This window comes from Janthinobacterium sp. GW822-FHT07H10 (assembly GCF_058798675.1).
In genome coordinates this window covers 284,743-305,833 of the sequence record NZ_JBXAKS010000001.1, presented here as the reverse complement: position 1 = coordinate 305,833, position 21,091 = coordinate 284,743, and the positions used below count along the sequence as shown (strand labels likewise).

The window sequence follows — 21,091 nt, the reverse complement described above, 5'->3', positions numbered from 1 at the left end:
GTTTCCCGCTCCCCCTGTGCCGGATCGTAGTGCAAGCCGCTCATTGAGCGGCTTTTTATTGCCTGCCGTCCGAAAGCGCTATATAATCGACGGTTGCATTATTTTAAACCCTGGCAAGTGATCGGCAATCGGGTCAAGAAGCAAGACGACCGACGAAGTGCTGTTTGGCTACCTACTTAGAGAGAATCCCATGAAAGTCGATACCCATCCAGAATACCGCGAAGTTGTTTTCCACGATCTGTCGTGCGATTTCAAATTCGTTACCCGCTCGACCATCCAAACCCGCGAAAAAATCACCCACGACGGTAAAGAATACCCACTGGTGAAGATCGAGGTTTCGGCTGAATCGCACCCATTCTTCACGGGCAAGCACAAAATCGTCGATACCGCTGGTCGCGTCGAGAAGTTCCGTCAGAAGTTCGGTACCGTTGGTTCGAAAACCGCAGTCGCAGCAGGCTAATTTTTGCCGCTCGGCGGCAAAAAAGGGCAGCTTCGGCTACCAGAGAAAAGGCAGCCTCGGCTGCCTTTTTTGCCTTTGGCCGCTTTACCGGCTTTCCTTCCCGCTTTACTTTATACTGCCACTGCCGCTGACCCGACGCCATTTCTCGCGTCTTACCATTTTTACTGATACCACCATCGATGAAGCCAGTCCGCCTTCCCGCCGCTGCCACACTCGCGCTGCCACGATGGGCCTTGTTTGCGCTTGGCCTGCTCTACATCCTGCCCGGCCTGATCGGCCGCGAACCGTGGAAGAACGATGACGCCGCCAGTTTCGGCATCATGTGGACCATGGCGCATGGCGGCCTGAACGACTGGCTGTGGCCCAACGTCGCCGGCCTGTCGCTGCCCGATGAAGGGCCGCTGGCCTTCTGGCTCGGCGCCATCTTCATCAAGCTGTTTGGCTGGATCGACGGCGACGTGTTCGGCGCGCGCATGTCCACCATCGGCATCTTCGTCGTCAGCACCCTGTCCGTCTGGTACACCGCCTTCAACCTGGGCCGCCGCGGCGACGCCCAGCCGCTGCGCCTGGCCTTCGGCGGCCAGCCCGAGCCGGACGATTTCGGCCGCACCCTGGCCGATGCGGCCGTCCTCATCTACCTGGGCTGCCTGGGCTTGCTGCAGCACAGCCACGACATCACGGCCGAGGCGCTGTATGTTTCCCTGATGGCTTACCTGCTGTACCGCGCCGTGCGCTACGTGGAAGGCCCGTCCGTGCGCAATGCGGCCCTGCTGGGCCTGGCGCTGGGTGGCCTGACCCTGACGCGCGGCTGGATCACGCCGGCGGCGCTGACCATCGCCATGCTGCTGTGCACCGTGTTCCTGCGCCTGCCGCTGCTGCGCAGCGTGCGCCATCTGGCGCTGGCCATGCTCGTTGCCGTGGCGCTGACGCTGGTGTGGCTGCTGCCGGGCGAACTGCTGCAGCCCTATGGCCAGTCGCCGCTGCAAGCGTGGATGGAGTGGAATTGCCGCCAGTTCAGCGCCCCGAGCCTGAAAAGCGTGCAATATTTCTTGCGCGTCGGCATCTGGTTCTTCTGGCCCGCCTGGCCATTCGCCGCCTGGGCCGTGTATGCCTGGCGCCGCCAGCACCACGTGCTGCACATCGTCGTGCCGCTGACCTTTGTCGCCATGCTGGCCATCCTCGGCCTGTGCCATCCCGATCCGGACCCGAGCCAGTTGCTGCCCCTGCTGCCGCCGCTGGCCGTGATGGCCGCGTTCGGCCTGCTGACCATGAAGCGGGGTGCCATCAACGCCATCGACTGGTTCTCCGTGATGGTGCTGACCATCTGCGCCTTCGTGCTGTGGCTGTTCTGGTTCGCCACCCTGACGGGCTGGCCGCCGCGCCTGGCCTACAACGCACTGAAACTGCTGCCTGGATTCAAGCCCGAACTGGAACTGGTGGCCTTCTTTGTCGCCGCCTGCGTCAGCGCAGGCTGGGTGGCGCTCGTGCACTGGCGCATCTCGCGCCAACCGGCCGTGCTGTGGCGCGCCGTCGTGCTGTCGTCCGGCGGCCTGATCCTGATCTGGGTCCTCATCATGACCCTGTTCTTGCCCGAACTGAACTACAGCAAGAGCTACATCAGCGTGGCGCACCAGATTTCCGTCAACGTGCCACCAGGCAGCACCTGCATCAACAGCAATGTCGGCGCAGCGCAACGCGCCACGTTCGCCTACTACGGCCATTTGCCGTTTGCCGGCGTGGAAAAGCAGCAGTGCGACCTGTTCCTGTTGCAAGACAGCATCAAAGTGCCCGATAACCAGGAAAGGCTGCCCGAACACCACGGCGCCGACTGGATCAAGCTGTGGGAAGGACGCCGCCCGACCGACAATGTGGAGCGCTTCCGTCTGTATCAACGCATCAAGTAGGCCAGATGCGGCATGCCGCAACGAAAAAAAACCGGGCCTGGCCCGGTTTTTTTATGCCCTGCAAGCAAATGACGGAAGCGGGAAAAGTGTTGCTTTAAAATATAGTTAATTACATAAATTGAACTAAAATTGTTTTTTAGATTATAATGATGGCCAGCGTGATGGCGGTGTCCTTGCTTTCCCGCCTATCCGTCCAATCTATACTTTGAAAGTCCACATGAAATCGATGTCCTTTGCAGCTCGCTCCCTCCCGCTCATCAGCGCCGCCCTGTTCGCCATGGCGTTCAGCGCATCGGCCCAGGCGACCGTCGTTGACCTCGGCGTCGCGAACGGCTACTCGGCCTTCATCTTTGGCAATATCGGCAATAGCGCAACGAGCGGCTTTACCAGCGTTGGCGGCAGCCTGGCCGCCGGTGGCAACATTTACCTGAACAACTACTCTGTCGGCACGAACAAGAACGCCACCAGCAGCGCGACGACCATCGTCGCCGGCGGCAACCTGAACACGGGTTGGGGCACCATCAACGGTTCGGCCGTGTATGGCGTGAGCAATCCCAACGCCACGTTGACGGCGCCACAATGGTTCCCAACCGGCAACATCAGCAAGGGCAACGCGTCCACGCTGGACTTCGCTGCTGCCAAGCAACAACTGACGACCCTGTCGGGCGACGTGGCCAAGCTGCAATCGACCGGCACCGTGATCTCGCAATACGGCGGCTTCAAGCTGGTGGGCGACATCAACGCCGACGTGAACATCTTCAATATCGATGCAACGAACCTGCACAACCTGACGCTGGACCTGTCGTCGCTGAAAAGCACGGCCAGCATCATCATCAACGGCACGGCCAGCGAAATCATCATGAGCGGCGGCTTCGACAACTTCAGCAACTATGCCGACCGCACGCTGTATAACTTCGCCAACGCCACCAGCACCAGCCTGACCAATGCCGGCGTGACGGGCAGCATCCTGGCACCGAAAAGCACGTTTTCGGGTTCGGGCAGCCTGAACGGCACGCTGATCGCCAATTCGGTCATCGCCGGCAATGGCCATGTGTCGATGAACGGCTCCGGCTTCAACACCGTGAACGTGTCGCCCGTGCCGGAACCAGGCACCTACGCCATGCTGCTGGCCGGCCTGGGCTTGCTCGCCTTCATGCGCCGCCGCACGCCAGCGCGCGCACCGCAGGCCGCGATGGCCTAAGCTTTACACTGCATCACTAAAAAAAACACCGGGCCGCGCGAGCGTCCCGGTGTTTTTTTATGTGCGACAGGAAAGTAACCGCGCCTACGGCCGCCGCGCTTAGTCCGTACCGAGGCCCAGATCCGTCGCCACCTGTTTTCGCAGCAAGTATTTCTGGATCTTGCCCGTCACCGTCATGGGGAATTCCTCGACGAAGCGCACGTAGCGGGGAATCTTGTAGTACGCGATCTGTCCATCGCAGAAGGCGCGGATATCCTCGCTCGTGGCCTGCGTGCCGGGACGCAGGATGATGCAGGCGCACAGCTCCTCGCCATACTTGGCATCGGGCACGCCCACGCATTGCACGTCGAGCACGCTCGGGTGGCGGTACAGGAATTCCTCGACTTCGCGCGGATAGATGTTTTCGCCGCCGCGTATCACCATGTCCTTCGAGCGGCCGACGATGCTGCAAAAGCCGTTCTCATCGATCACGGCCAGGTCGCCCGTGTGCATCCAGCGCGCCGTGTCGATGGCTTCGGCCGTCTTTTCCGCGTCGCCCCAGTAGCCCTGCATGACGGAATAGCCGCGCGTCAGCAACTCCCCTTTCTCGCCGCGCGGCACGATGCGCCCTTCCGCGTCGATGATCTTCACTTCCAGGTGCGGATGCACGCGGCCGATGGACGAGACGCGCATCTCGCGCGGGTCGTCGATGGACGTCTGGAAGCTGACGGGCGACGTTTCCGTCATGCCATACGCGATGGTGATTTCCGCCATGTGCATCAGCTCGATGACCCTCGTCATGACTTCCATCGGGCATGGCGAGCCGGCCATGATGCCGGTGCGCAAGTTCGACAGATCGTATTGCTTGAAATCGGGATGGTCGAGGATGGCGATGAACATGGTCGGCACGCCATGCAGCCCCGTGCAGCGCTCGGCCTGCACCGTTTCGAGCACGGCCTTCGGGTCGAAGCCTTCGCCCGGGTACACCATGGCCGCGCCGTGCGTGACGCAGGCCAGGTTGCCCAGCACCATGCCGAAGCAATGGTACAGGGGCACGGGGATGCACAAGCGGTCCTGTTGCGTCAGGCGCATGGCTTCGCCGATGAAAAAGCCGTTATTCAGGATGTTGTGGTGCGTCAAGGTGGCGCCCTTCGGCGCGCCCGTGGTGCCGGAAGTGAACTGAATGTTGACGGCGTCGTCAAACTGCAAGGTGGCGCTGATGTCTTCCAGGTGCGCCAGGTCGGCCTCGGTGATGCCGTCCATCAAGGCGTCGAAGTTATGCATGCCTGGCGTGGCGGCCGCGCCCAGGCGGATGACGTGGCGCAATTGCGGCAGGCGCGGCGACTGCAGGGCGCCGGCACGCGTACGGGCGATTTCCGGCACCACGTCCTGCACGATGGCAAGGTAGTCGCTGGACTTGAAGCTGGGCGACAGGATCAGCGCGCTGCACTGCACCTTGTCGAGCACGTATTCGAGTTCCGAACGCCGGTAGGCGGGATTGATATTGACCATGATCAAACCGGCCTTTGCCGTGGCGAACTGGGTCAGCACCCATTCCGCGCAGTTTTGCGACCAGATGCCGATGCGCTCGCCCGGCTGCAAGCCCAGCTTCAGCAAGCCGGCGGCCAGCCGGTGCACGCGCTGCTGGAATTCGGCGTACGTCCAGCGCACGTTCTGGTGCGCCACGATGAGGGCGTCGTGCTGGCCGTAGCGGGCCGCGATGCCGTCCAGGTAGGCGCCGATGGTTTCCCCGATCAACGGCGTCTCGTGGGCGCCGTGTACATAACTCATTGCTTGCATACCGTCTCCAGGCTGGTGGCGCGACGCGCTCTTGTTATGGTGATAGACATCGATAGCAAAAATTATAGCCGCATACGCACCCGTCCTGTGCCGGCTTGCTGTAATGTGCAGGCCGGTGCCCCACTACCGGGGGCACGCTACACACACGACAGGCATGGACAGCACAGCACCCCCTCCCGAACAGGGCTTTATCCTCACCCGCCACTGGCGCGACACGCGCGCCGGCACGGAGGTCGATCTGTGGCTGGCAACGGATGCCGGGCCCCGCCACGTGCGCCTGCCCGTGCAGACGGCCGTCGCCTTTATCCCCATGGAACAGCGCGCGCAAGCGGAATTGCTGCTGCGCGGCGAACGCCATGTGGAGCTGCGGCCCCTGTCCCTGTCCGACTTCCATCACCGTCCCGTGCTGGGCCTGTACTGCAAGCAGTACCGCCACTTGCTGAAGCTGGAAAAACAGCTGCGCGCGCATGGCGTCGACGTCTACGAAGCCGACATCCGCCCTTCCGAGCGCTACCTGATGGAACGCTTCATCACGGCGCCCGTGTCGTTCAGCGGCGACCCGCTGCAGGAAGTGCAGCTGAAACCGGCGCCCGGCTACCGTCCCGCCCTGAAGCTGGTGTCGCTCGACATCGAGACGACGGCCCATGGCGAACTGTATTCGCTGGCCCTGGAAGGCTGCGGCCAGCGCCAGGTCTACATGCTGGGGCCGAAAAACGGCGACGCTCAGGTGCCCGACTTCGACCTCGAATACTGCGACAGCCGCGCACAGATCCTTGAGCGCCTGAACACGTGGATGGAACGACACGACCCGGACGCCATCATCGGCTGGAACCTGGTGCAGTTCGACTTGCGCGTGCTCAGGGAACATGCCGAGCGCTACAACATACCCCTGAAGCTGGGACGCGAGGGCGCCGTCATGGAATGGCGCGAACATGGCGGCAAGCAGGAGCATTACTTTGCCGCCGCCGCGGGCCGGCTGATCATCGACGGCATCGAAGCGTTAAAATCGGCGACGTGGAATTTTTCCTCGTTCAGCCTGGAAAACGTGGCGCAGACGCTCCTGGGCGAAGGCAAGTCCATCGACAATCCCTACCAGCGCATGGCCGAGATCGACCGGCGTTTCCGCGAAGACAAGCCGGCGCTGGCCCGCTACAACCTCAAGGATTGCGAGCTGGTCACGCGCATCTTTGCGAAAACCGAACTGCTGACCTTCTTGCTGGAGCGGGCCAGCGTGACGGGGCTGGCGGCCGACCGCAGCGGCGGCTCCGTGGCCGCCTTCGAACACCTGTACCTGCCGCTGATGCACCGCCAAGGCTATGTGGCGCCCAACCTGGGCGACGTCTCCGGCGACAACAGCCCGGGCGGCTTCGTCATGGATTCGCAGTCGGGCCTGTACGATTCCGTGCTGGTGCTCGACTACAAAAGCCTGTACCCGTCCATCATCCGCACCTTTTTGATCGACCCCGTGGGCCTGGTCGTGGGCACGCGCGGCGATGAGGCGGAAACCGTGCCCGGCTACCGGGGCGCGCAGTTTTCGCGCGTCAAGCACTGCCTGCCCGCCATCGTGGAACAGGTGTGGCAGGGCCGCGAAGTGGCCAAGCGCGAGCGCAACGCGCCGCTGTCGCAAGCGCTGAAAATCATCATGAACGCGTTTTACGGCGTGCTCGGATCGAGCGGCTGCCGCTTCTTCGACCCGCGCCTGGCGTCGTCGATCACCCTGCGCGGCCACGACATCATGCACCGCACGCGCGAGCTGATCACGCAGCAAGGCTACCAGGTCATCTATGGCGACACGGATTCCACCTTCGTGTGGCTGAAAACCGCGCATACGGATGAAGAGGCGGGCAAGATCGGCCGCGCCCTGGTGACGCATGTTAACGCCTGGTGGGACCAGTATCTGCGCGAGGAATTCGGCCTGGAAAATGCGCTGGAACTCGAGTTCGAGACGCATTACCGGCGCTTCCTGATGCCCACTATCCGCGGCTCGGAAGAGGGCAGCAAGAAACGCTACGCGGGCCTGGTGGGCAAGCCGGACGGCAGCGAGCAGATGGTCTACAAGGGACTGGAAACGGTGCGCAGCGACTGGACGCCGCTGGCGCAGCAATTCCAGCAAGCCTTGTACCTGCGCATCTTCCAGCGCGCCGCCTACCAGGACTATGTGCGCGACTACGTGGCGCGCACCGTGCGCGGCGAATTCGACGCTTTATTGGTCTACCGCAAGCGGCTGCGCCGCCCGCTCGACGATTACCAGCGCAACGTGCCGCCCCACGTGCGCGCGGCGCGCACGGCCGACGCCTACAACCTGGCGCAGGGCCGGCCGCTGCAATACCAGAATGGCGGCTGGATCAGCTATGTGATCACGGTGGCAGGGCCGGAACCGCTGGAAACGCAGCGCTCGCCCATCGACTACCACCACTACCTGACGCGCCAGCTGCAGCCGGTGGCCGATGCGATCCTGCCCTTCCTCGGCGACGACTTTTCGCGCCTGGTGTCGGGCCAGCAGGATTTGTTTTAGATCAATTTTGCTGACCAGCACTGCCAAGCTGAGGTAATATCGGCGCCTGCCGGACGTAGTCTGGCCCTGTCCGCGGGCATTGCGCGCGGCGGCAGCGTAAAATACGCCATGGCGAAAGAATAAGAGCTCCACCGCAGAAGAAGATGCCGTTCCAGACGAGAATCGTTCGCAACATGATTTTCCCCACTGAAATGGCGCATAATTTACAACTATGTTGAACCAGCGGGCAGCAGCATCAGCCACCTGCCCTGCTAATTTTTGAATGAATTGACACCATGACCGAGATCACGTCCTTAAGAGACATCCCGCAAAAAAATATCTTCCGCAAGGGCGACACCTTTGTGCTGTTCGGCGAGCTGTTCGGCCGCGGCTATGTAAATGGCTTGCTGGACGAAGCGCGCAAGGCGGGCATGAATATCGTCGGCATGACGGTCGGCCGCCGCGATGAAAACATGGCGCTGCGTCCGCTGAACGCGGAAGAACTGGCGGAAGCCGAAGCCAACCTGGGCGGCCGCATCATCAACGTGCCGCTGATGGCCGGTTTCGACCTCGACGCGCCAGCCGGCGAACCGACGCCGACGGCCCTGCTGGCCGACATGACGCTGAAAAGCTGGCAAGAAGACAAGCTGGACTGGGCACAGATCGAACGCTGCCGCGAAGCCGGCATCGCCCGCTTCAGCGCATCCGTGGCGAAAGCCATGGCCGAGCTGGACAGCCTGATTCCTGACGGCAGCAATGTGTATTTCGCCCACACCATGGCCGGCGGCATTCCGAAGGTCAAAGTCTTCCTGGCCATCGCCAACCGCATCTACAAGGGCCGCGGCGAGCGCTTCATGTCCTCGCGCGCCCTGCTCGACAGCGACCTGGGCAAGCTGATCCTGATGAACTTCGACGAAGTCACGGCCAACACCCTGCAGCACCTGATCGACGGCAGCGCCGCCATCCGCGCCCGCATCGAGCAAACGGGCGGCCAGGTGCGCTACAGCGCCTACGGCTACCACGGCACCGAGATCTTGATCGACGGCAAGTACCAGTGGCAAACGTATAGCAACTACACGCAAGGCCTGGCCAAGATGCGCCTGGAAAACGTGGCCAAGGCCGCGTGGGAAAAAGGCATCAAGGCCACCGTCTTCAACTGCCCGGAAATCCGCACCAACTCGTCCGACATCTTCGTCGGCGTGGAGCTGTCGCTGTTCCCCCTGCTCGACGCGCTGAAAAAAGAAGGCGGCGCGGCCTGGGCCGAAGAACAGTGGAAAATCTGCCAGGGCTTGCTGGAAGACGGCGTCTCGCTGCAAGACTTGCTCGACCGTATCGCCGCCTACAATGGCGACGCCACCAGCGTGCAGTTCCGCAACTTCGCCGCCTGGCCGATGGACAACACGCCGGAGCTGGCCGAAGTCATGATCGGCACCTCGGACGACATCACCAAGCTGCACAAGGACCGCAAGGAACTGATCACTGACCACCTGAGCTCGCTGGTGCTGGAAGGCACGGGCCCGCTGATGTTCCACGCCATGTCGGAACCGCAAGCGCCCGTCATCTGGCTCAACCACGACATCATCGCGCGCCAGCTGAACTCGGTACATAACTGAATCTAGTCCTGCCGCACCGACAACGCCGTCCCGCGCCTGTGCCTCGCACTTGCGCCTGGGGCGGCGTTTATACTTTCATCGGCAGTATCACCATCTGCAAGCCTTCCAGGTGCAGCCTGCGCTGCACGGCCAGCGAAGCCTGGTTGTGCAACACCCGCGTGGTCCAGTTATCGGTGGTGAAAATCAGCTTGCTGGTGAAAAAGATGGAATTGGGAAATTCCTCGTTGATGGCTTCGCACAGTTTCGTGATTTCATCGACGGCGTCCGTGCCGAAGCCCAGGTAGGACGAGGATGCCATGCCGTGGCTGTGGCAAAAGTCGACGAAGAATTCCAGCGTGTCGGCCGCTTCCTGGCGCATCTGCGCCATCGCCCCCTCGCCGCCATACGCGTGCGAATCGACGGTGCGCGCATTGACGAACAAGAAATTCTTGAAATGACCAGGGAACATGCGCTGCACCCACAGCAGCGCGTGCAGGCCGCCGCCGCGCGAGGTGCCGACGATGAACACGGCCGTCTGCGCTTCCGGCTCCGGCTCGAGCGGCACGATGGGGTCCGTGTTCGCGCCGAACGGCTGGTGCGCGAAGACTTCGTCCACTTGCAAAATCGCCTGCTTGGTGCGCCGGTAATGGCGGCGGATGGCGATGCACAGGGCCGCGATGGCGGCGATGATCAGCACCGTGGCCCAACCGCCCTGCATGAAGCGCTCGTACAGCAAGATCACCAGGATGCCGGCGCAGATGATGAAGCCGACCAGCGACAGCAGCAGGCGGCGCAGCCAGTGCGTGCCCGGCACGCGGTTGCGCAGCCAGTACAGGCACAGGCCGAACAGGGAAATGGCGAAGGTCAGGAAGACGGAGATCGAATACAGCACCACCAGCAGGGTCACGCTGCCGCCCGTCCAGAACAGGATGGCCAGCGCCGCCACTCCCATCACGACGATGCCGTTCTGCGTGACGAGGCGCGTCGACAAGTAGCGGAACTTGTGCGGCACCCAGGAATCGGCCGCCATGTTCGACAGCACGGACGGTCCGCCCAGGAAACCCGTGTTGGCGGCGACGAACAGCAGACCCGCCTCGAAGGCCAGCACGATCACCAGCAGCGCCTGGTTGAGCATCTCGCCGCCCAGGCCCATGCTGGCGATGATGGTCTTGAAGGTCGACGCGTTCAGGGTCTCGCCCGGCGTGGGCGTGGCGTTCCACAGCAGGTACAGCAGGATGATGCCGCCCGCCGTGAAGGCCAGCGACAGCGCCATGTAGAGCATGGTGATCTTGCCGGTGCGCACGCGCGGTTCGGCCAGCAGGTTGACGTTGTTCGAGACGGCTTCCAGGCCCGTGTAGGTGCCGCCGCCCTGCGAATAGGCGAGCAGCAGCATGCCGGCCACGCCGGCCCAGCCGATGCTGCCGGCCAGCGCCTTCGTCTCGGCCATGGTCACGGGCAGCAATTCGGGCAAGTGCGAAGCGTGCGCGATGACGCCGTAGACGATCAGCACCAGGTGCGTGATGACGAAGCCGATGAAGATGGGCAGCAGGATCTGGATCGCTTCCTTGAGCCCGCGCAAGTTCATGATGATCAGCAAGCCGATGAAAAACATCTCGGCCCACAATTTGTAGGGCTGGAAGCCCAGCGGCAGGAACGAGGCCAGCGCATCGACGCCCGAGGCGATCGAGATGGCGATCGTCAGCACGTAGTCGAGGATCAGCGCGCAGCCGGAAATGAGGCCCATGTACGGCCCCACCAGCTTGGTGGCCACGCGGTAGCCGCCCCCGCCCGTGGGAAACAGCTCGATCACCTGGTTGTAGGCCAGCGCGATGATGAAGACGGTGGCCGCCGTGGCCAGCGCCAGGTACAGGCCCAGGTGCGCATGCTCGCCCAGCGCGCGGAAGGTTTCCTCGGGGCCATACGCCGACGAGGACAGGCCGTCGGCGCCCAGTCCCACCCACGCCAGGAACGCCACCAGCGCCATCGAATGGCGCGTCTCGACCTTCATCGGGTCGAGCGGCTTGCCGAGGATAATTTCGCGTATCTTCTTGTGTCTCATGCGTCAGGCCGGCCTGCGGCGCCGGCATCGGGCTTGGAATACCGCCGATCATACCCGCAAACAAGCATTGCGGAAGCTTATGCAAAACACACGCCAAGCAAAAAACTTGCCGGATTGTGACAAATCAGTGATAATGCGTCTCGCGTTGCCGGGATGGCGGAATAGGTAGACGCACGGGACTCAAAATCCCGCGCTGGAAACAGCGTGCCGGTTCGATTCCGGCTCCCGGCACCACAGAACATGCGGCTCTCACGATTGAGGGCCGTTTTGTTTTGTTCCGCAATTTAATGCGTGCTCCGCAAAACACTGTCGATAAGCGTTCGGCACCACGCCAGAACCGTCTCCCCGCTTGTACTTGCCATATCCGGCAATACCCTGAACTTGTCAGCGCCCCAGCCGGTGCTCCAGCCCCGCCTTCACGCCCGCCCACTCCGTATCGATGATGCTGAAACGCACGGAATTGCGCTTGCGGCCGTCGGGCATGATGCGTTCGTGGCGCACGATGCCTTCCTGCACGGCGCCCAGGCGCAGGATGGCGGCGCGCGATTTCTCGTTCAGTTCGTCGGTGGTCAATTGCACGCGCACGGCGTGCATGGCATCGAAGGCGTGCGTCAGCAGCAGCAATTTCGCTTCCGTGTTCACGCCCGAGCGCTGCGCCGAGGCAGCCAGCCAGGTGTGGCCGATTTCCATCTTGCGGTTGGCGCGGTCGATCTTCCAGAAGCGCGTGCTGCCGACGATGGCCCCCGTGGCGCGCTGCACGATGACGAAGGGCATGACCGTGCCGGCACGCCGGCCTTCGATGGCCGTGGCGATGTAGCGCGCCATGCTGTCGGGGCCAGGCACCACGGTGACGGTCATGTTCCATAACTCGCCATCGGCGGCCGCCTGCAGCAGCTGTGGCCCGTGTCCGGGCTGCAGCGGCAGCAGCTCGACCAGCTGGCCGCGCAAGGCGATTTCCATCGCTGGATCCATTTTTTTCCTCTTCCTCAATAGCCAAACGGCCGCACGCCAAACAGCACGCCGTGCAGCCAGAATGCCAGCAGCAGCCACAGCGCGACACCGGCGCCGATGGCGACCAGGGTGCCTTTCAGCGTGCCGCCCTCGTATGCGGCGCCGGCCGCGCGGTCGCGCTGCACGGCGGAATACAGGTCGACCGACGACCAGACGAGGAAAGCGCCGAACAGCAGCACATCGGCCAAGGTGCCATTGGCCAGCAGATGGGCGACGGCCCACAGTTGCGTGCCCAGCAGCATGGGGTGGTGCACGAGCGTCTTGATGCGGTTGCGCGGCACGTTCGCCGCCGCCAGCAGTATCAGCGAAAACAGCATCAGCAGGCCGCTGACGTGGCGCAAGCGCATCGGCGGCGTCCATAGCGCCAGCGGCTGCTGGCGCGCCAGGGCGTAGCCCCAGACGATCAGGCCCAGGCCCAGCAGGGCCAGCAGCGAATAGACGCCCTTCCAGCGCCGCTCGCCCAGGCGGGCCAGCTGGGCGCCGCGCCAGCCGTCGGCAACGATGCGCACCGAGTGCAAGCCCAGGAACAACAGCAAACCGAGTATCAGCACAGTCATCGTCTTCTCCCCCAGTCCCTACCTTCTAGCGATCCTAGACGACACCGCGACCGGCGCCGTCCACGCAGATCAACGTTCTTCGCGATAGTAATCGCAACCTTCGAACGTGGTGCGCAGCGCCTGTTGCAGCTGGGCGTAGCGCTCGGGCGTCAAGTTGAAACGCACGTCGATCTGGCCGTCGTCGTCCATCTGCATGGCCGCTTCCGCATCCATCTGCACGGACAGGCGGTTCGGATGCAGGATCACGGCGTGCATGTGGCCATACCACGCGAACTCCTGGCCGCAGTACTCGATATACGGCTCGTCCATGCCCAGCGCCACGTCCTGCTCGTCGTAGTCATCGGCGCGCTGCAGCATCAGGTAGACGGGCTCGCCCTTGCCGGCCGGCGCGGCCAGGGTGGTGATCAGGGCGTCGTCTTCATTGACGACGGACAACTCGGTGGCGGTAAATCCTGCGGACATGGCGTGCTTTCAACAAATGGGTGGATGGCGCCACCATAGCGCAAAAGCGGCGCGGACAGAATACCCGCGACAAATAAAGCGTGCCGCCCCTGGCGGCGATCGCCGCCTATAATTGCCGTTACCACTAATTCCACAGGAGACCGCCTTGAGCGCAGCATCGCCCTACACCACCCGCCTGGCCATTCCCTCGGCCGCCACCTACCAGCACCTGCGCGTTTCCGCCGGCCTGAGCGCGAAGACCGCGGCCGCCGCAGCCAGGGGCTTGCCCAATTCCCTGTTTGCCGTGCAAGTGCTGCATGGGGACGAGGTGGTCGGCATGGGGCGCGTCATCGGCGATGGCGGCTGCTTCTTCCAGGTGGTCGATATCGCCGTGCTGCCGGCCCACCAGGGCAAGGGCCTGGGCAAGCTGATCATGCGCGAAATCCGCCAGTTCATCGACAGCGACGTGCCGGAAAGCGCGTATGTCAGCCTGATCGCCGATGGCCAGGCGCAAGACCTGTACGCGCAGTTCGGCTTCAAGCACACGGCACCCGCCTCCGTCGGCATGGCGCTGAAGCGCTAGGCGCCGATGCCGGTCTGGCTGCTGTGCACACTCGCGCTGGCACTGCTGCTGTCGGCGGGCGCCTGGCGGGCCGAGCGCGCGCTGCAACGGCGCGGGCGCCAGACGCGCTGGCCGTGGCTGGCGGCGATAGCCGCGTCGGTGCTGCTGCCGCTGCCATGGCTGCCCGGCGTGCTGGCGGCCCTGCCGCCGGCACAGTCGCAGCTGAAACTGGGCTGGTTCATGTTATCGGGCGGCATGCTGCTGATGTTGGCGCTGCGCAGCATCTGGCTGCTGTCGCACCAGCGGCGCTGGCAAAAAACCAGCTTGCTGGGCGCGCCCGTCTTCCTCAGCGGCGGCATCGGTCCCTGCGTGGCGGGCCTGCTGCGGCCGCGTATCGTGATGCCCGTCTGGCTGTCGCTGATTCCGCAGCAGCAACAGGCGCTGCTGCTGGCGCATGAGCAATGCCGGCTGGCCGCGCGCGACCCGCAGTGGCTGGCCCTGGCCTACGCCCTGATTATCCTCATGCCGTGGAACCTGCCCCTGTGGTGGCAGTTGCACCGGCTGCGCTTTGCCATCGAAGTCGATTGCGACGCGCGCATGCTGGCGCAGGGCCACGCGCCGCGCGACTATGCCGCCGTCCTGCGCCGGCACGGCCAGTATTATTCGGGCTTGACGGGCGCCTCGCCCATCGTGCTGAACGACCCGCGCGCACTGCGCCGGCGCCGCCACCTGATGGCCAGATTTACCCGGAAGCAGGCGGCGAACTTGCTATAGTAGCGGCAGCGGCGCGCAGTACGCCCGCGCCCCCGGCTTCCCCATCAGAAATCAGAGAGATACCATGCTTTACCTGCTTGCCATCGTGATCGTCATCGCCCTGCTGTACTACGTCTTCAGCGGCCGCACGCCCGTCAAACCGCTGCACAAGCCACTCGTCTCGGTGCGCCAGTACGTGCCGGCGATACCTGCGGGCGCACCGGCGCACCACTGGAGCGATGGCGGCCGCTTTGCCTCGGAAGTGGAAAACGAATCGATGTACCAGCCCGCCATCGCCAAGCTGGCCGGCGAGCACGGCCCCGGCAACGCGGAAGAAAAATGCCTGGCCCTGCTCGTCTGCGACGACGCCAACCCGTTCCAGGACAAGGCCATCGCCGTCTTCATCGATGGCCAGCTGGTCGGCTACCTGTCGCACAACGACGCGCTGCGCCTGCGCCGCAACCTGGGCCGCCAGGACCTGGTGGGCCAGCTGACCTCGTGCGACGCCGTCATCCGCGGCGGCGGACTGTGGAATGGCAAGCGTTTGTCATACGCCGTCTGGCTCGATCTGCAGCCCTACAATTAACGCCTATGCCGCGCGCGCCAGCCTGACGGCGCGCGTGGCGATAAAGCTGGGCAGGTACTTTTCAATTTCAAAGCGCGGGTGGGGATGCATTTCCTCGTGGTAGCCCGCCAGCACGAAGCCCGCCGCCAGCTGGCCGCCGATCTGGCTGTCCAGGCCATGGCCGAAGAGCAGCGCCTCGCCCCTCTCCATGCGCGCCGCCAGCGCGTCCGGCGCCATATCCTCCACGTCCGAATACGGCAGCACGAAACGCGGGCGTATCAAGCCCTGCCGCGCCCATTGCGGGTCGCGGTCGCCGATGAACACGGCCGGATTGAAAAAGCTGCTCAAGAGCACGCCGCCATCGGCCAGCACGCGCGCGCATTCGCGCCACACGGGGGCGATGTCGGGCACATACTGGTTCGACACGGGATGGACGATGACATCGAAACCGGCATCGGCAAAGCAGGCCAGGTCGCGCATGTCGCCCTGCACGGTGGCCAGCTGCAAGCCGTCGCGCTCGGCCACCATGCGGTCTTTCGCCAGTTGCTGGTCAGACAGGTCGAAGACGGTCACGTGCGCCCCGGCGGCGGCCAGCACGGGCGCCTGCTGCCCGCCGGCGCCGGCCAGGCACAGGATGCGCTGACCCCGCACGTCGCCCAGCCAGCCGGCCGGCAGGGGGCCGGGCGTCAGGTGGACTTGCCACTGCCCGGCGCGCGCGGCGGCGATGGTGGTGCTGTCGACGGGCTGCGACCACGGGCTGTTCTGTGCAGCCTGGGCATCCCAGGCTTGCTGATTATGCTGCAAGAAGTTGCTGCTTGAGGGCATCGTCATCCTTTCAGAAAAAACAGGGCGCGAATGTAGCATGACGGCGGCACGCCTGTCGCACTTTGCAGAAAAACCACACAATTCCCAGTTGCAACTTTCCTCCCGACACGGCAATTCCATGGGCACGGCAAGGCGGGTACGCCACTTTCCTGCCGTCGGATGCATTGCACGACAGACAAAATAATTACAATTAAGATATTTGTTTCCGGAAATCTGGTAAGGTAATCCGCATCGGCCACCCGACCACCTGTCGCGGCGACCGGCCCCGAACCTTGCCGTACCTTGATTCCAGCGCCACGACGCTCTACCAGTCTGCCTACGATGATACCTGCCAGCGTCCAACAGCTGTTCCGCCTTCCCGCCGATCCGGCCCTGCTGCACTTCGGCCTGTATGAGCCGGGCCTCGTGCTCCTGTCCGTCGTGATCGCCATTTTCACGTCGTGGATGGCCTTCCAGATGACGGTCTACAGCCGCGCGCAGGCCAGCATCAGCCGCCAGCTGCATCTGCTGTGCCTGCTGGCCGGCAGCCTGGCCCTCGGCTGCGGCGTGTGGGCCATGCATTTCGTCGGCATGCTGGCCTTCGACCTGTGCAGCAGCGTCGACTATGCCCCGGGTTTGACCCTGCTGTCGATCGTGCCCAGCGTGGCGGCCTCGTTCGTGGCCCTGTCCACCATCAGCCGGCGCGCCGTCTCGGCGCCGCTGCTGCTGCGCAGCGGGCTGCTGGTGGGCCTGGGCATCGGCGCCATGCACTACACGGGCATGCACGCCATGCGCGTCGGCCTGTCGCTGCGCTACGAGCCGCTGCTGTTCGCGCTGTCCTTGCTCGTTGCCGTCGTGCTGGCCACGCTGGCCCTGTGGATACGCTTCGGCCTGCGCGGCTGGAGCGCGGCCCTGGGGCCGTCGCAGCGCAACCTGATCAGCGCCTGCGTCATGGGTAGCGCAATTTCCGGCATGCATTACATGGGCATGTATGCGGCCCGCTTCGTCGGCACTATTCCTCCTGGCAACGATGCCGATGCGAACCGTCCCATGCTGGTGGTCTGCGTGACCCTGCTCACCGTCGCCCTGACCATCTTCGTCGCCTCGGCCGTCGGCGTGCTGCGCTACCGCGAACTGTTCCGCCACCTGAACCAGAGCGAAAACTGGACGCGTTCCCTGCTGACGAGCACCGTCGACGGCGTCATCACCATCGACAGGGCGGGCAACATCGTCGACTTCAACGGCGCCGCCGAGCGCATCCTCGGCTGGCGCCAGGCCGATATTCTCGGCCGCCACGTCAGCGTGCTGGTCAGCGATGTGCGCGAGTCCGAGCGGCACGGCTTGCTGCACTACCTGCGCACGGGCGAAGGCGAGGCCGTCCACGCCAGCGAGGAAATCGTGTACCTGCGCAAGGATGGCGCCCCGGTGGCCGTGCAGCGCTCGATGGCCAGCGCGCGCCTGGCCGACCAGGACCTGTATGTGCTGTTCATTACGGACATCAGCGAACGGCGCGCCATGCTGGCCGCCCTGCGCGAAAGCGAACAGCAGTTGCGCTCGCTGGTCGGCAACCTGCCCGGCATCGCGTTCCGCTGCACCACGGCAGAAAACCAGCCCATGCTGTTCATCAGCGACGGCGTGGAAGCCATCACCGGCTATGCGCCGGCCGACTTCCTCGGCGCCACGCCGCGCCGCACCATCACGGGCCTGATCGCCGTCGAAGACCGCGCCTACGTGGTCGACGTCTTCAACCGCAGCGTCGCCAGCGGCGAACCCTACCTGCTCGAATACCGGCTGCAGCACGCGGATGGCCGCCTGCGCTGGCTGTGGGAACGCGGCACCGTCGTACACGATCCGGTAGCGGCCGCGCGCTGGGTCGACGGCGTCATCCTCGACATCAGCGAGCGCCGGCAAATGGAGGAAGACTTGCGCATGGCCAAGGAAAAAGCGGAGCTGGCGGCCGCCACGCGGGCCAGCTTTGTCGCCAACATGAGCCATGAGATCCGCACGCCGATGAATTCCATCCTCGGCTTCACGGACGTGCTGCTGGACTCGCCGCTGACGCCGGAACAGCGGCGCCACCTGGACACGGTGCGCCAGTCCGGGCGCTCGCTGTTGCGCCTGCTCAATGAAGTGCTCGACACGGCCAAGCTGGACAAGGGCGCGGTGGCGCTGGAACTGCGCGACTACAGCCTGCTGGCCCTGGTCGACGAACTCGCTTCCACGTACGGCATCCATGCGCGCGCCAAGGGCTTGCGCATGGAGGTGCAGTACGACCCGCAACTGCCGGCCCTGCTGCATGGCGATGAATTGCGCATGCGGCAAGTGCTGGGCAACCTGCTCGACAACGCCATCAAGTTCACGGCCAGCGGCGCCGTCAGCCTGGCCGCCCGCCGCGACAATGGCCAGCTGCACCTGCTGGTGCAGGACAGCGGCATCGGCATCGCCGCCGAGCGCCGCGACGCCATCTTTGAACCGTTCGTGCAGGCGGACGCCTCGACCACGCGGCGCTATGGCGGCACGGGCCTGGGCACCACCATCAGCAAGCAGCTGGTGACCCTGATGCAGGGCAGCATCTGGGCCGATGCCGCCTTGCCGCACGGCAGTGTATTTCACGTGATGCTGCCGCTGGCACCGGCGCGCCAGCAGGCGCTGCCCGCCAGCGAACGGCGCAGCGTGCACCTGCCGCCGCTGCGCGTGCTGGCCGCCGACGACGTGCCGCAAAACCTGGAACTGCTGTGCTTGCTGTTGCGCAAGCGCGGCCATACGGTGGAAACGGCCAGCGATGGCGAACTGGCCCTGCAGATGACGCAGCAGCACGATTTCGACGTGCTGCTGCTGGACTTGCAAATGCCGCGCATGGATGGCCTGGCCGCCACGCAGGCGATCCGCGCCGCCGCCCTGCGCGACGGCCGCGCGCGCGTGCCCGTGATCGCCATGACGGCCAGCGTGCTGGCCGCGCACCGCAAGGCGGCGCTGGCGGCCGGCATGGACGGTTTCGCCACCAAGCCCGTCGAATGGCAAGCCCTGTCGCATGAAATCGCCCGCGTGCTGGGCCTGGACGCGGACCCGGCCGACGCTGGCGCCGGCCCGGCCGCGCCGGCGGGCCGGCGCGTGCTGCACCATGCGGGCGCCCTGCAGCGCTGGGCCGGCAACGAGAGCGCCTACCGCGGCGCCCTGCTCCGTTTCGCCAGCGAGCATCCGCGCCTGCCGCCGGCGCTGCTGGCCGCCATCGAGGCCGGCGAGCCAGCCCCGATCCTGGCCCTCAGCCACAAACTGCGGGGCGTGGCGGCCAATCTGGGGCTGGAGCAGCTGGCGGCGAGCCTGGCGACGCTGGAACAGCTGTGCGCCACGCCCGGCCCCGCCCCGGCGCAGCAGCGGGATGAAACCGTGGGCGCCCTGCTGACGCAATGGCCGGCGGCCCTGGCCGCCATCGCCAGACTGGCGCCGCCCGCCGCCAAGGCCGAGGCGCTGCACGCCAGCGATATTCCCGCCGTGCGGCAAGCGGCCGGCACGCTGCTGCAAGCCCTGCGGCGCGGCGAACTCGATGACGCGGCGCAAGCCCGCCTGCAGCAAGCCATGGGCGCGCAAGCGGCCAGGCTGGCGCCGCTCGTGCACGCCATCGACGACTTTGACTTTTCCCTGGCACAGTCGCTGTTGCACGACGTGCTGCAATCGTTCGAACGGGAGTCCCCATGAATGTGCCACGCCCGCACAAGCCCCTGCTGCTGGTCGTCGACGACGAAGCGGCCAACCTGCAATTGCTGCGCCAGATCTTGCAGGACGACTACGCGCTGCTGTTCGCCAAGGATGGCGCGCGCGCGCTGGAACTGGCGCGGCAGGAACGCCCGGCCCTGATCCTGCTCGACGTGATGATGCCCGGCATGAGCGGCCACGACGCCTGCCGCCGCCTGAAAGCCGAAGCCCTGACCCGCGCCATCCCCGTCATCTTTGTCACGGCCCTCAACGACATGCGCGACGAACTCAGCGGTTTCGAGGCCGGCGCCGTCGACTACATCACCAAGCCGCTCAGCCCCGCCATCGTGCGCGCCCGCGTGCGCACCCACCTGTCGCTGGTGCGCATCGACGAGCTGAAGGAAACGCGGCTGCAGATCGTCCAGCGCCTGGGCCTGGCCGCCGAATACAAGGACAATGAAACGGGCCTGCACGTGATCCGCATGAGCCATTACGCGCGCCTGCTGGGCGTGGCCGCCGGCATGGACGAGGCGCAGGCGGACGACCTGCTGCACGCGGCGCCCATGCACGACGTCGGCAAGATCGGCATCCCGGACCGCATCCTGCAAAAGCCGGGCAAGCTCGACGCGGACGAATGGGCCATCATGCAGACGCACGCGGGCATCGGCGCCGACATCATCGGCCAGCACGCGCCCGGCGGCATGCTGGCGCTGGCGCACGAGATTGCCCTCAGTCACCATGAAAAATGGGATGGCAGCGGCTATCCGCGCGGTTTGGCGGGAGAGGACATTCCGCTGGCGGGACGCATCGTCGCCGTGGCCGACGTCTTCGACGCGCTGACCTCGGCCCGCCCGTACAAGCGCGCCTGGCCCGTCACGGACGCCGTCGCCTACCTGCAGCAACAGCAGGGCAGCCATTTCGATGCGCACCTGGTCGACCTGTTCGTCGGGCAGTTGCCCGCCATCGACGCCATCCGCCTGCGCTGGGCGGAGAAAGAGGACAAGCACGCGCAGGCGTGAGGAGTGAACTCCCGCCACGTCCGGTGTTGTTGCGTCACACAAGGATGTGTCGAACACGATGGTGTCGACGCCGATGCAGACCACTGGAAGGGCCAGGAGTTCGCTTCCATTATGGCTGGCAAGCGACAATGCAATTTGATGCACATCAAATAGACCGGCATTTCCTGCCAACGCGCTTGTGCATGGTCTGGGCCTGT

15 protein-coding genes, 1 tRNA gene and 2 pseudogenes are annotated in these 21,091 nt (G+C 64.7%); 12 read left to right on the top strand and 6 right to left on the bottom strand.

Going from position 1 to position 21,091, the window contains the following annotated elements:
- The first annotated feature begins 190 nt into the window (after nt 1–190).
- From AC1RDJ_RS01400 to AC1RDJ_RS01385, 4 genes and pseudogenes are all read left to right on the top strand, one after another.
- The gene (locus tag AC1RDJ_RS01400) at nt 191–460 is read left to right on the top strand and encodes a type B 50S ribosomal protein L31 (protein WP_010401544.1); all 270 of its coding nucleotides are present in this window, start codon (nt 191–193) and stop codon (nt 458–460) included.
- A gap of 179 nt (nt 461–639) precedes the next feature.
- Nucleotides 640–2,364 (top strand): ArnT family glycosyltransferase, encoded by a 1,725-nt coding sequence (locus tag AC1RDJ_RS01395; protein WP_493026295.1) that lies wholly within the window; start codon nt 640–642, stop codon nt 2,362–2,364.
- A gap of 217 nt (nt 2,365–2,581) precedes the next feature.
- Nucleotides 2,582–3,406 (top strand): annotated as a pseudogene (locus AC1RDJ_RS01390) (choice-of-anchor A family protein); the annotation flags it as partial.
- Between the two features lie 45 nt (nt 3,407–3,451).
- Nucleotides 3,452–3,565: pseudogene (locus AC1RDJ_RS01385) on the top strand (PEP-CTERM sorting domain-containing protein); the annotation flags it as partial.
- A 99-nt stretch (nt 3,566–3,664) separates the two neighbouring features.
- Here AC1RDJ_RS01385 and AC1RDJ_RS01380 read toward each other — a convergent pair.
- The gene (locus AC1RDJ_RS01380; protein WP_289884702.1) at nt 3,665–5,344 is read right to left on the bottom strand and encodes an AMP-binding protein; all 1,680 of its coding nucleotides are present in this window, start codon (nt 5,342–5,344) and stop codon (nt 3,665–3,667) included.
- 154 nt (nt 5,345–5,498) lie between these two features.
- On the opposite strand from AC1RDJ_RS01380, the gene AC1RDJ_RS01375 reads away from it, so the two are divergent.
- Nucleotides 5,499–7,859 (top strand): DNA polymerase II, encoded by a 2,361-nt coding sequence (locus AC1RDJ_RS01375; RefSeq protein ID WP_493026294.1) that lies wholly within the window; start codon nt 5,499–5,501, stop codon nt 7,857–7,859.
- 275 nt (nt 7,860–8,134) lie between these two features.
- Nucleotides 8,135–9,451, top strand: a complete 1,317-nt coding sequence (locus AC1RDJ_RS01370) for an enoyl ACP reductase FabMG family protein (RefSeq protein ID WP_071321885.1) — start codon at nt 8,135–8,137, stop codon at nt 9,449–9,451.
- Nucleotides 9,452–9,518: 67 nt separating this feature from the next.
- Here the strand turns inward: AC1RDJ_RS01370 and AC1RDJ_RS01365 are convergent, their stop codons facing one another.
- On the bottom strand, nt 9,519–11,489 hold the full coding sequence (locus tag AC1RDJ_RS01365) for an APC family permease (protein ID WP_493026293.1): 1,971 nt from the start codon (nt 11,487–11,489) through the stop codon (nt 9,519–9,521).
- A 147-nt stretch (nt 11,490–11,636) separates the two neighbouring features.
- On the opposite strand from AC1RDJ_RS01365, the gene AC1RDJ_RS01360 reads away from it, so the two are divergent.
- A tRNA-Leu gene (locus AC1RDJ_RS01360) sits at nt 11,637–11,723 on the top strand.
- Nucleotides 11,724–11,873: 150 nt separating this feature from the next.
- Here AC1RDJ_RS01360 and AC1RDJ_RS01355 read toward each other — a convergent pair.
- From AC1RDJ_RS01355 to AC1RDJ_RS01345, 3 genes are all read right to left on the bottom strand, one after another.
- The gene (locus AC1RDJ_RS01355; protein WP_493026292.1) at nt 11,874–12,461 is read right to left on the bottom strand and encodes a GNAT family N-acetyltransferase; all 588 of its coding nucleotides are present in this window, start codon (nt 12,459–12,461) and stop codon (nt 11,874–11,876) included.
- A 14-nt stretch (nt 12,462–12,475) separates the two neighbouring features.
- A complete protein-coding gene (locus AC1RDJ_RS01350) occupies nt 12,476–13,057 on the bottom strand; it encodes an NnrU family protein (RefSeq protein WP_493026291.1) in 582 nt (193 codons plus the stop codon).
- A gap of 69 nt (nt 13,058–13,126) precedes the next feature.
- Nucleotides 13,127–13,519 (bottom strand): Imm10 family immunity protein, encoded by a 393-nt coding sequence (locus AC1RDJ_RS01345; protein WP_071321881.1) that lies wholly within the window; start codon nt 13,517–13,519, stop codon nt 13,127–13,129.
- Nucleotides 13,520–13,664: 145 nt separating this feature from the next.
- On the opposite strand from AC1RDJ_RS01345, the gene AC1RDJ_RS01340 reads away from it, so the two are divergent.
- The 3 genes from AC1RDJ_RS01340 to AC1RDJ_RS01330 all read left to right on the top strand — a co-directional run bounded on the left by AC1RDJ_RS01340 (nt 13,665) and on the right by AC1RDJ_RS01330 (nt 15,399).
- A complete protein-coding gene (locus tag AC1RDJ_RS01340) occupies nt 13,665–14,081 on the top strand; it encodes a GNAT family N-acetyltransferase (protein WP_493026290.1) in 417 nt (138 codons plus the stop codon).
- Between the two features lie 6 nt (nt 14,082–14,087).
- Complete coding sequence (locus tag AC1RDJ_RS01335) at nt 14,088–14,834, top strand: M56 family metallopeptidase (RefSeq protein WP_493026289.1); 747 nt, start codon at nt 14,088–14,090, stop codon at nt 14,832–14,834.
- A gap of 64 nt (nt 14,835–14,898) precedes the next feature.
- Entirely contained in the window at nt 14,899–15,399 is a 501-nt protein-coding gene (locus AC1RDJ_RS01330; protein WP_071321878.1) for a hypothetical protein, read from the top strand.
- 3 nt (nt 15,400–15,402) lie between these two features.
- On the opposite strand, the gene AC1RDJ_RS01325 is transcribed toward AC1RDJ_RS01330, so the two are convergent.
- Nucleotides 15,403–16,203 (bottom strand): class I SAM-dependent methyltransferase, encoded by an 801-nt coding sequence (locus tag AC1RDJ_RS01325; RefSeq protein ID WP_493026288.1) that lies wholly within the window; start codon nt 16,201–16,203, stop codon nt 15,403–15,405.
- Nucleotides 16,204–16,524: 321 nt separating this feature from the next.
- On the opposite strand from AC1RDJ_RS01325, the gene AC1RDJ_RS01320 reads away from it, so the two are divergent.
- Both AC1RDJ_RS01320 and AC1RDJ_RS01315 read left to right on the top strand, forming a co-directional pair.
- Nucleotides 16,525–19,878: an MHYT domain-containing protein gene (locus AC1RDJ_RS01320; RefSeq protein ID WP_493026287.1), complete on the top strand. Its 3,354-nt coding sequence runs from the start codon at nt 16,525–16,527 to the stop codon at nt 19,876–19,878.
- Nucleotides 19,875–20,894, top strand: coding sequence for an HD-GYP domain-containing protein (locus tag AC1RDJ_RS01315; protein ID WP_071321876.1), 1,020 nt, complete (start codon nt 19,875–19,877; stop codon nt 20,892–20,894). Before AC1RDJ_RS01320 ends, AC1RDJ_RS01315 begins: the two co-directional genes overlap by 4 nt.
- The last annotated feature ends 197 nt before the right edge of the window (nt 20,895–21,091 follow it).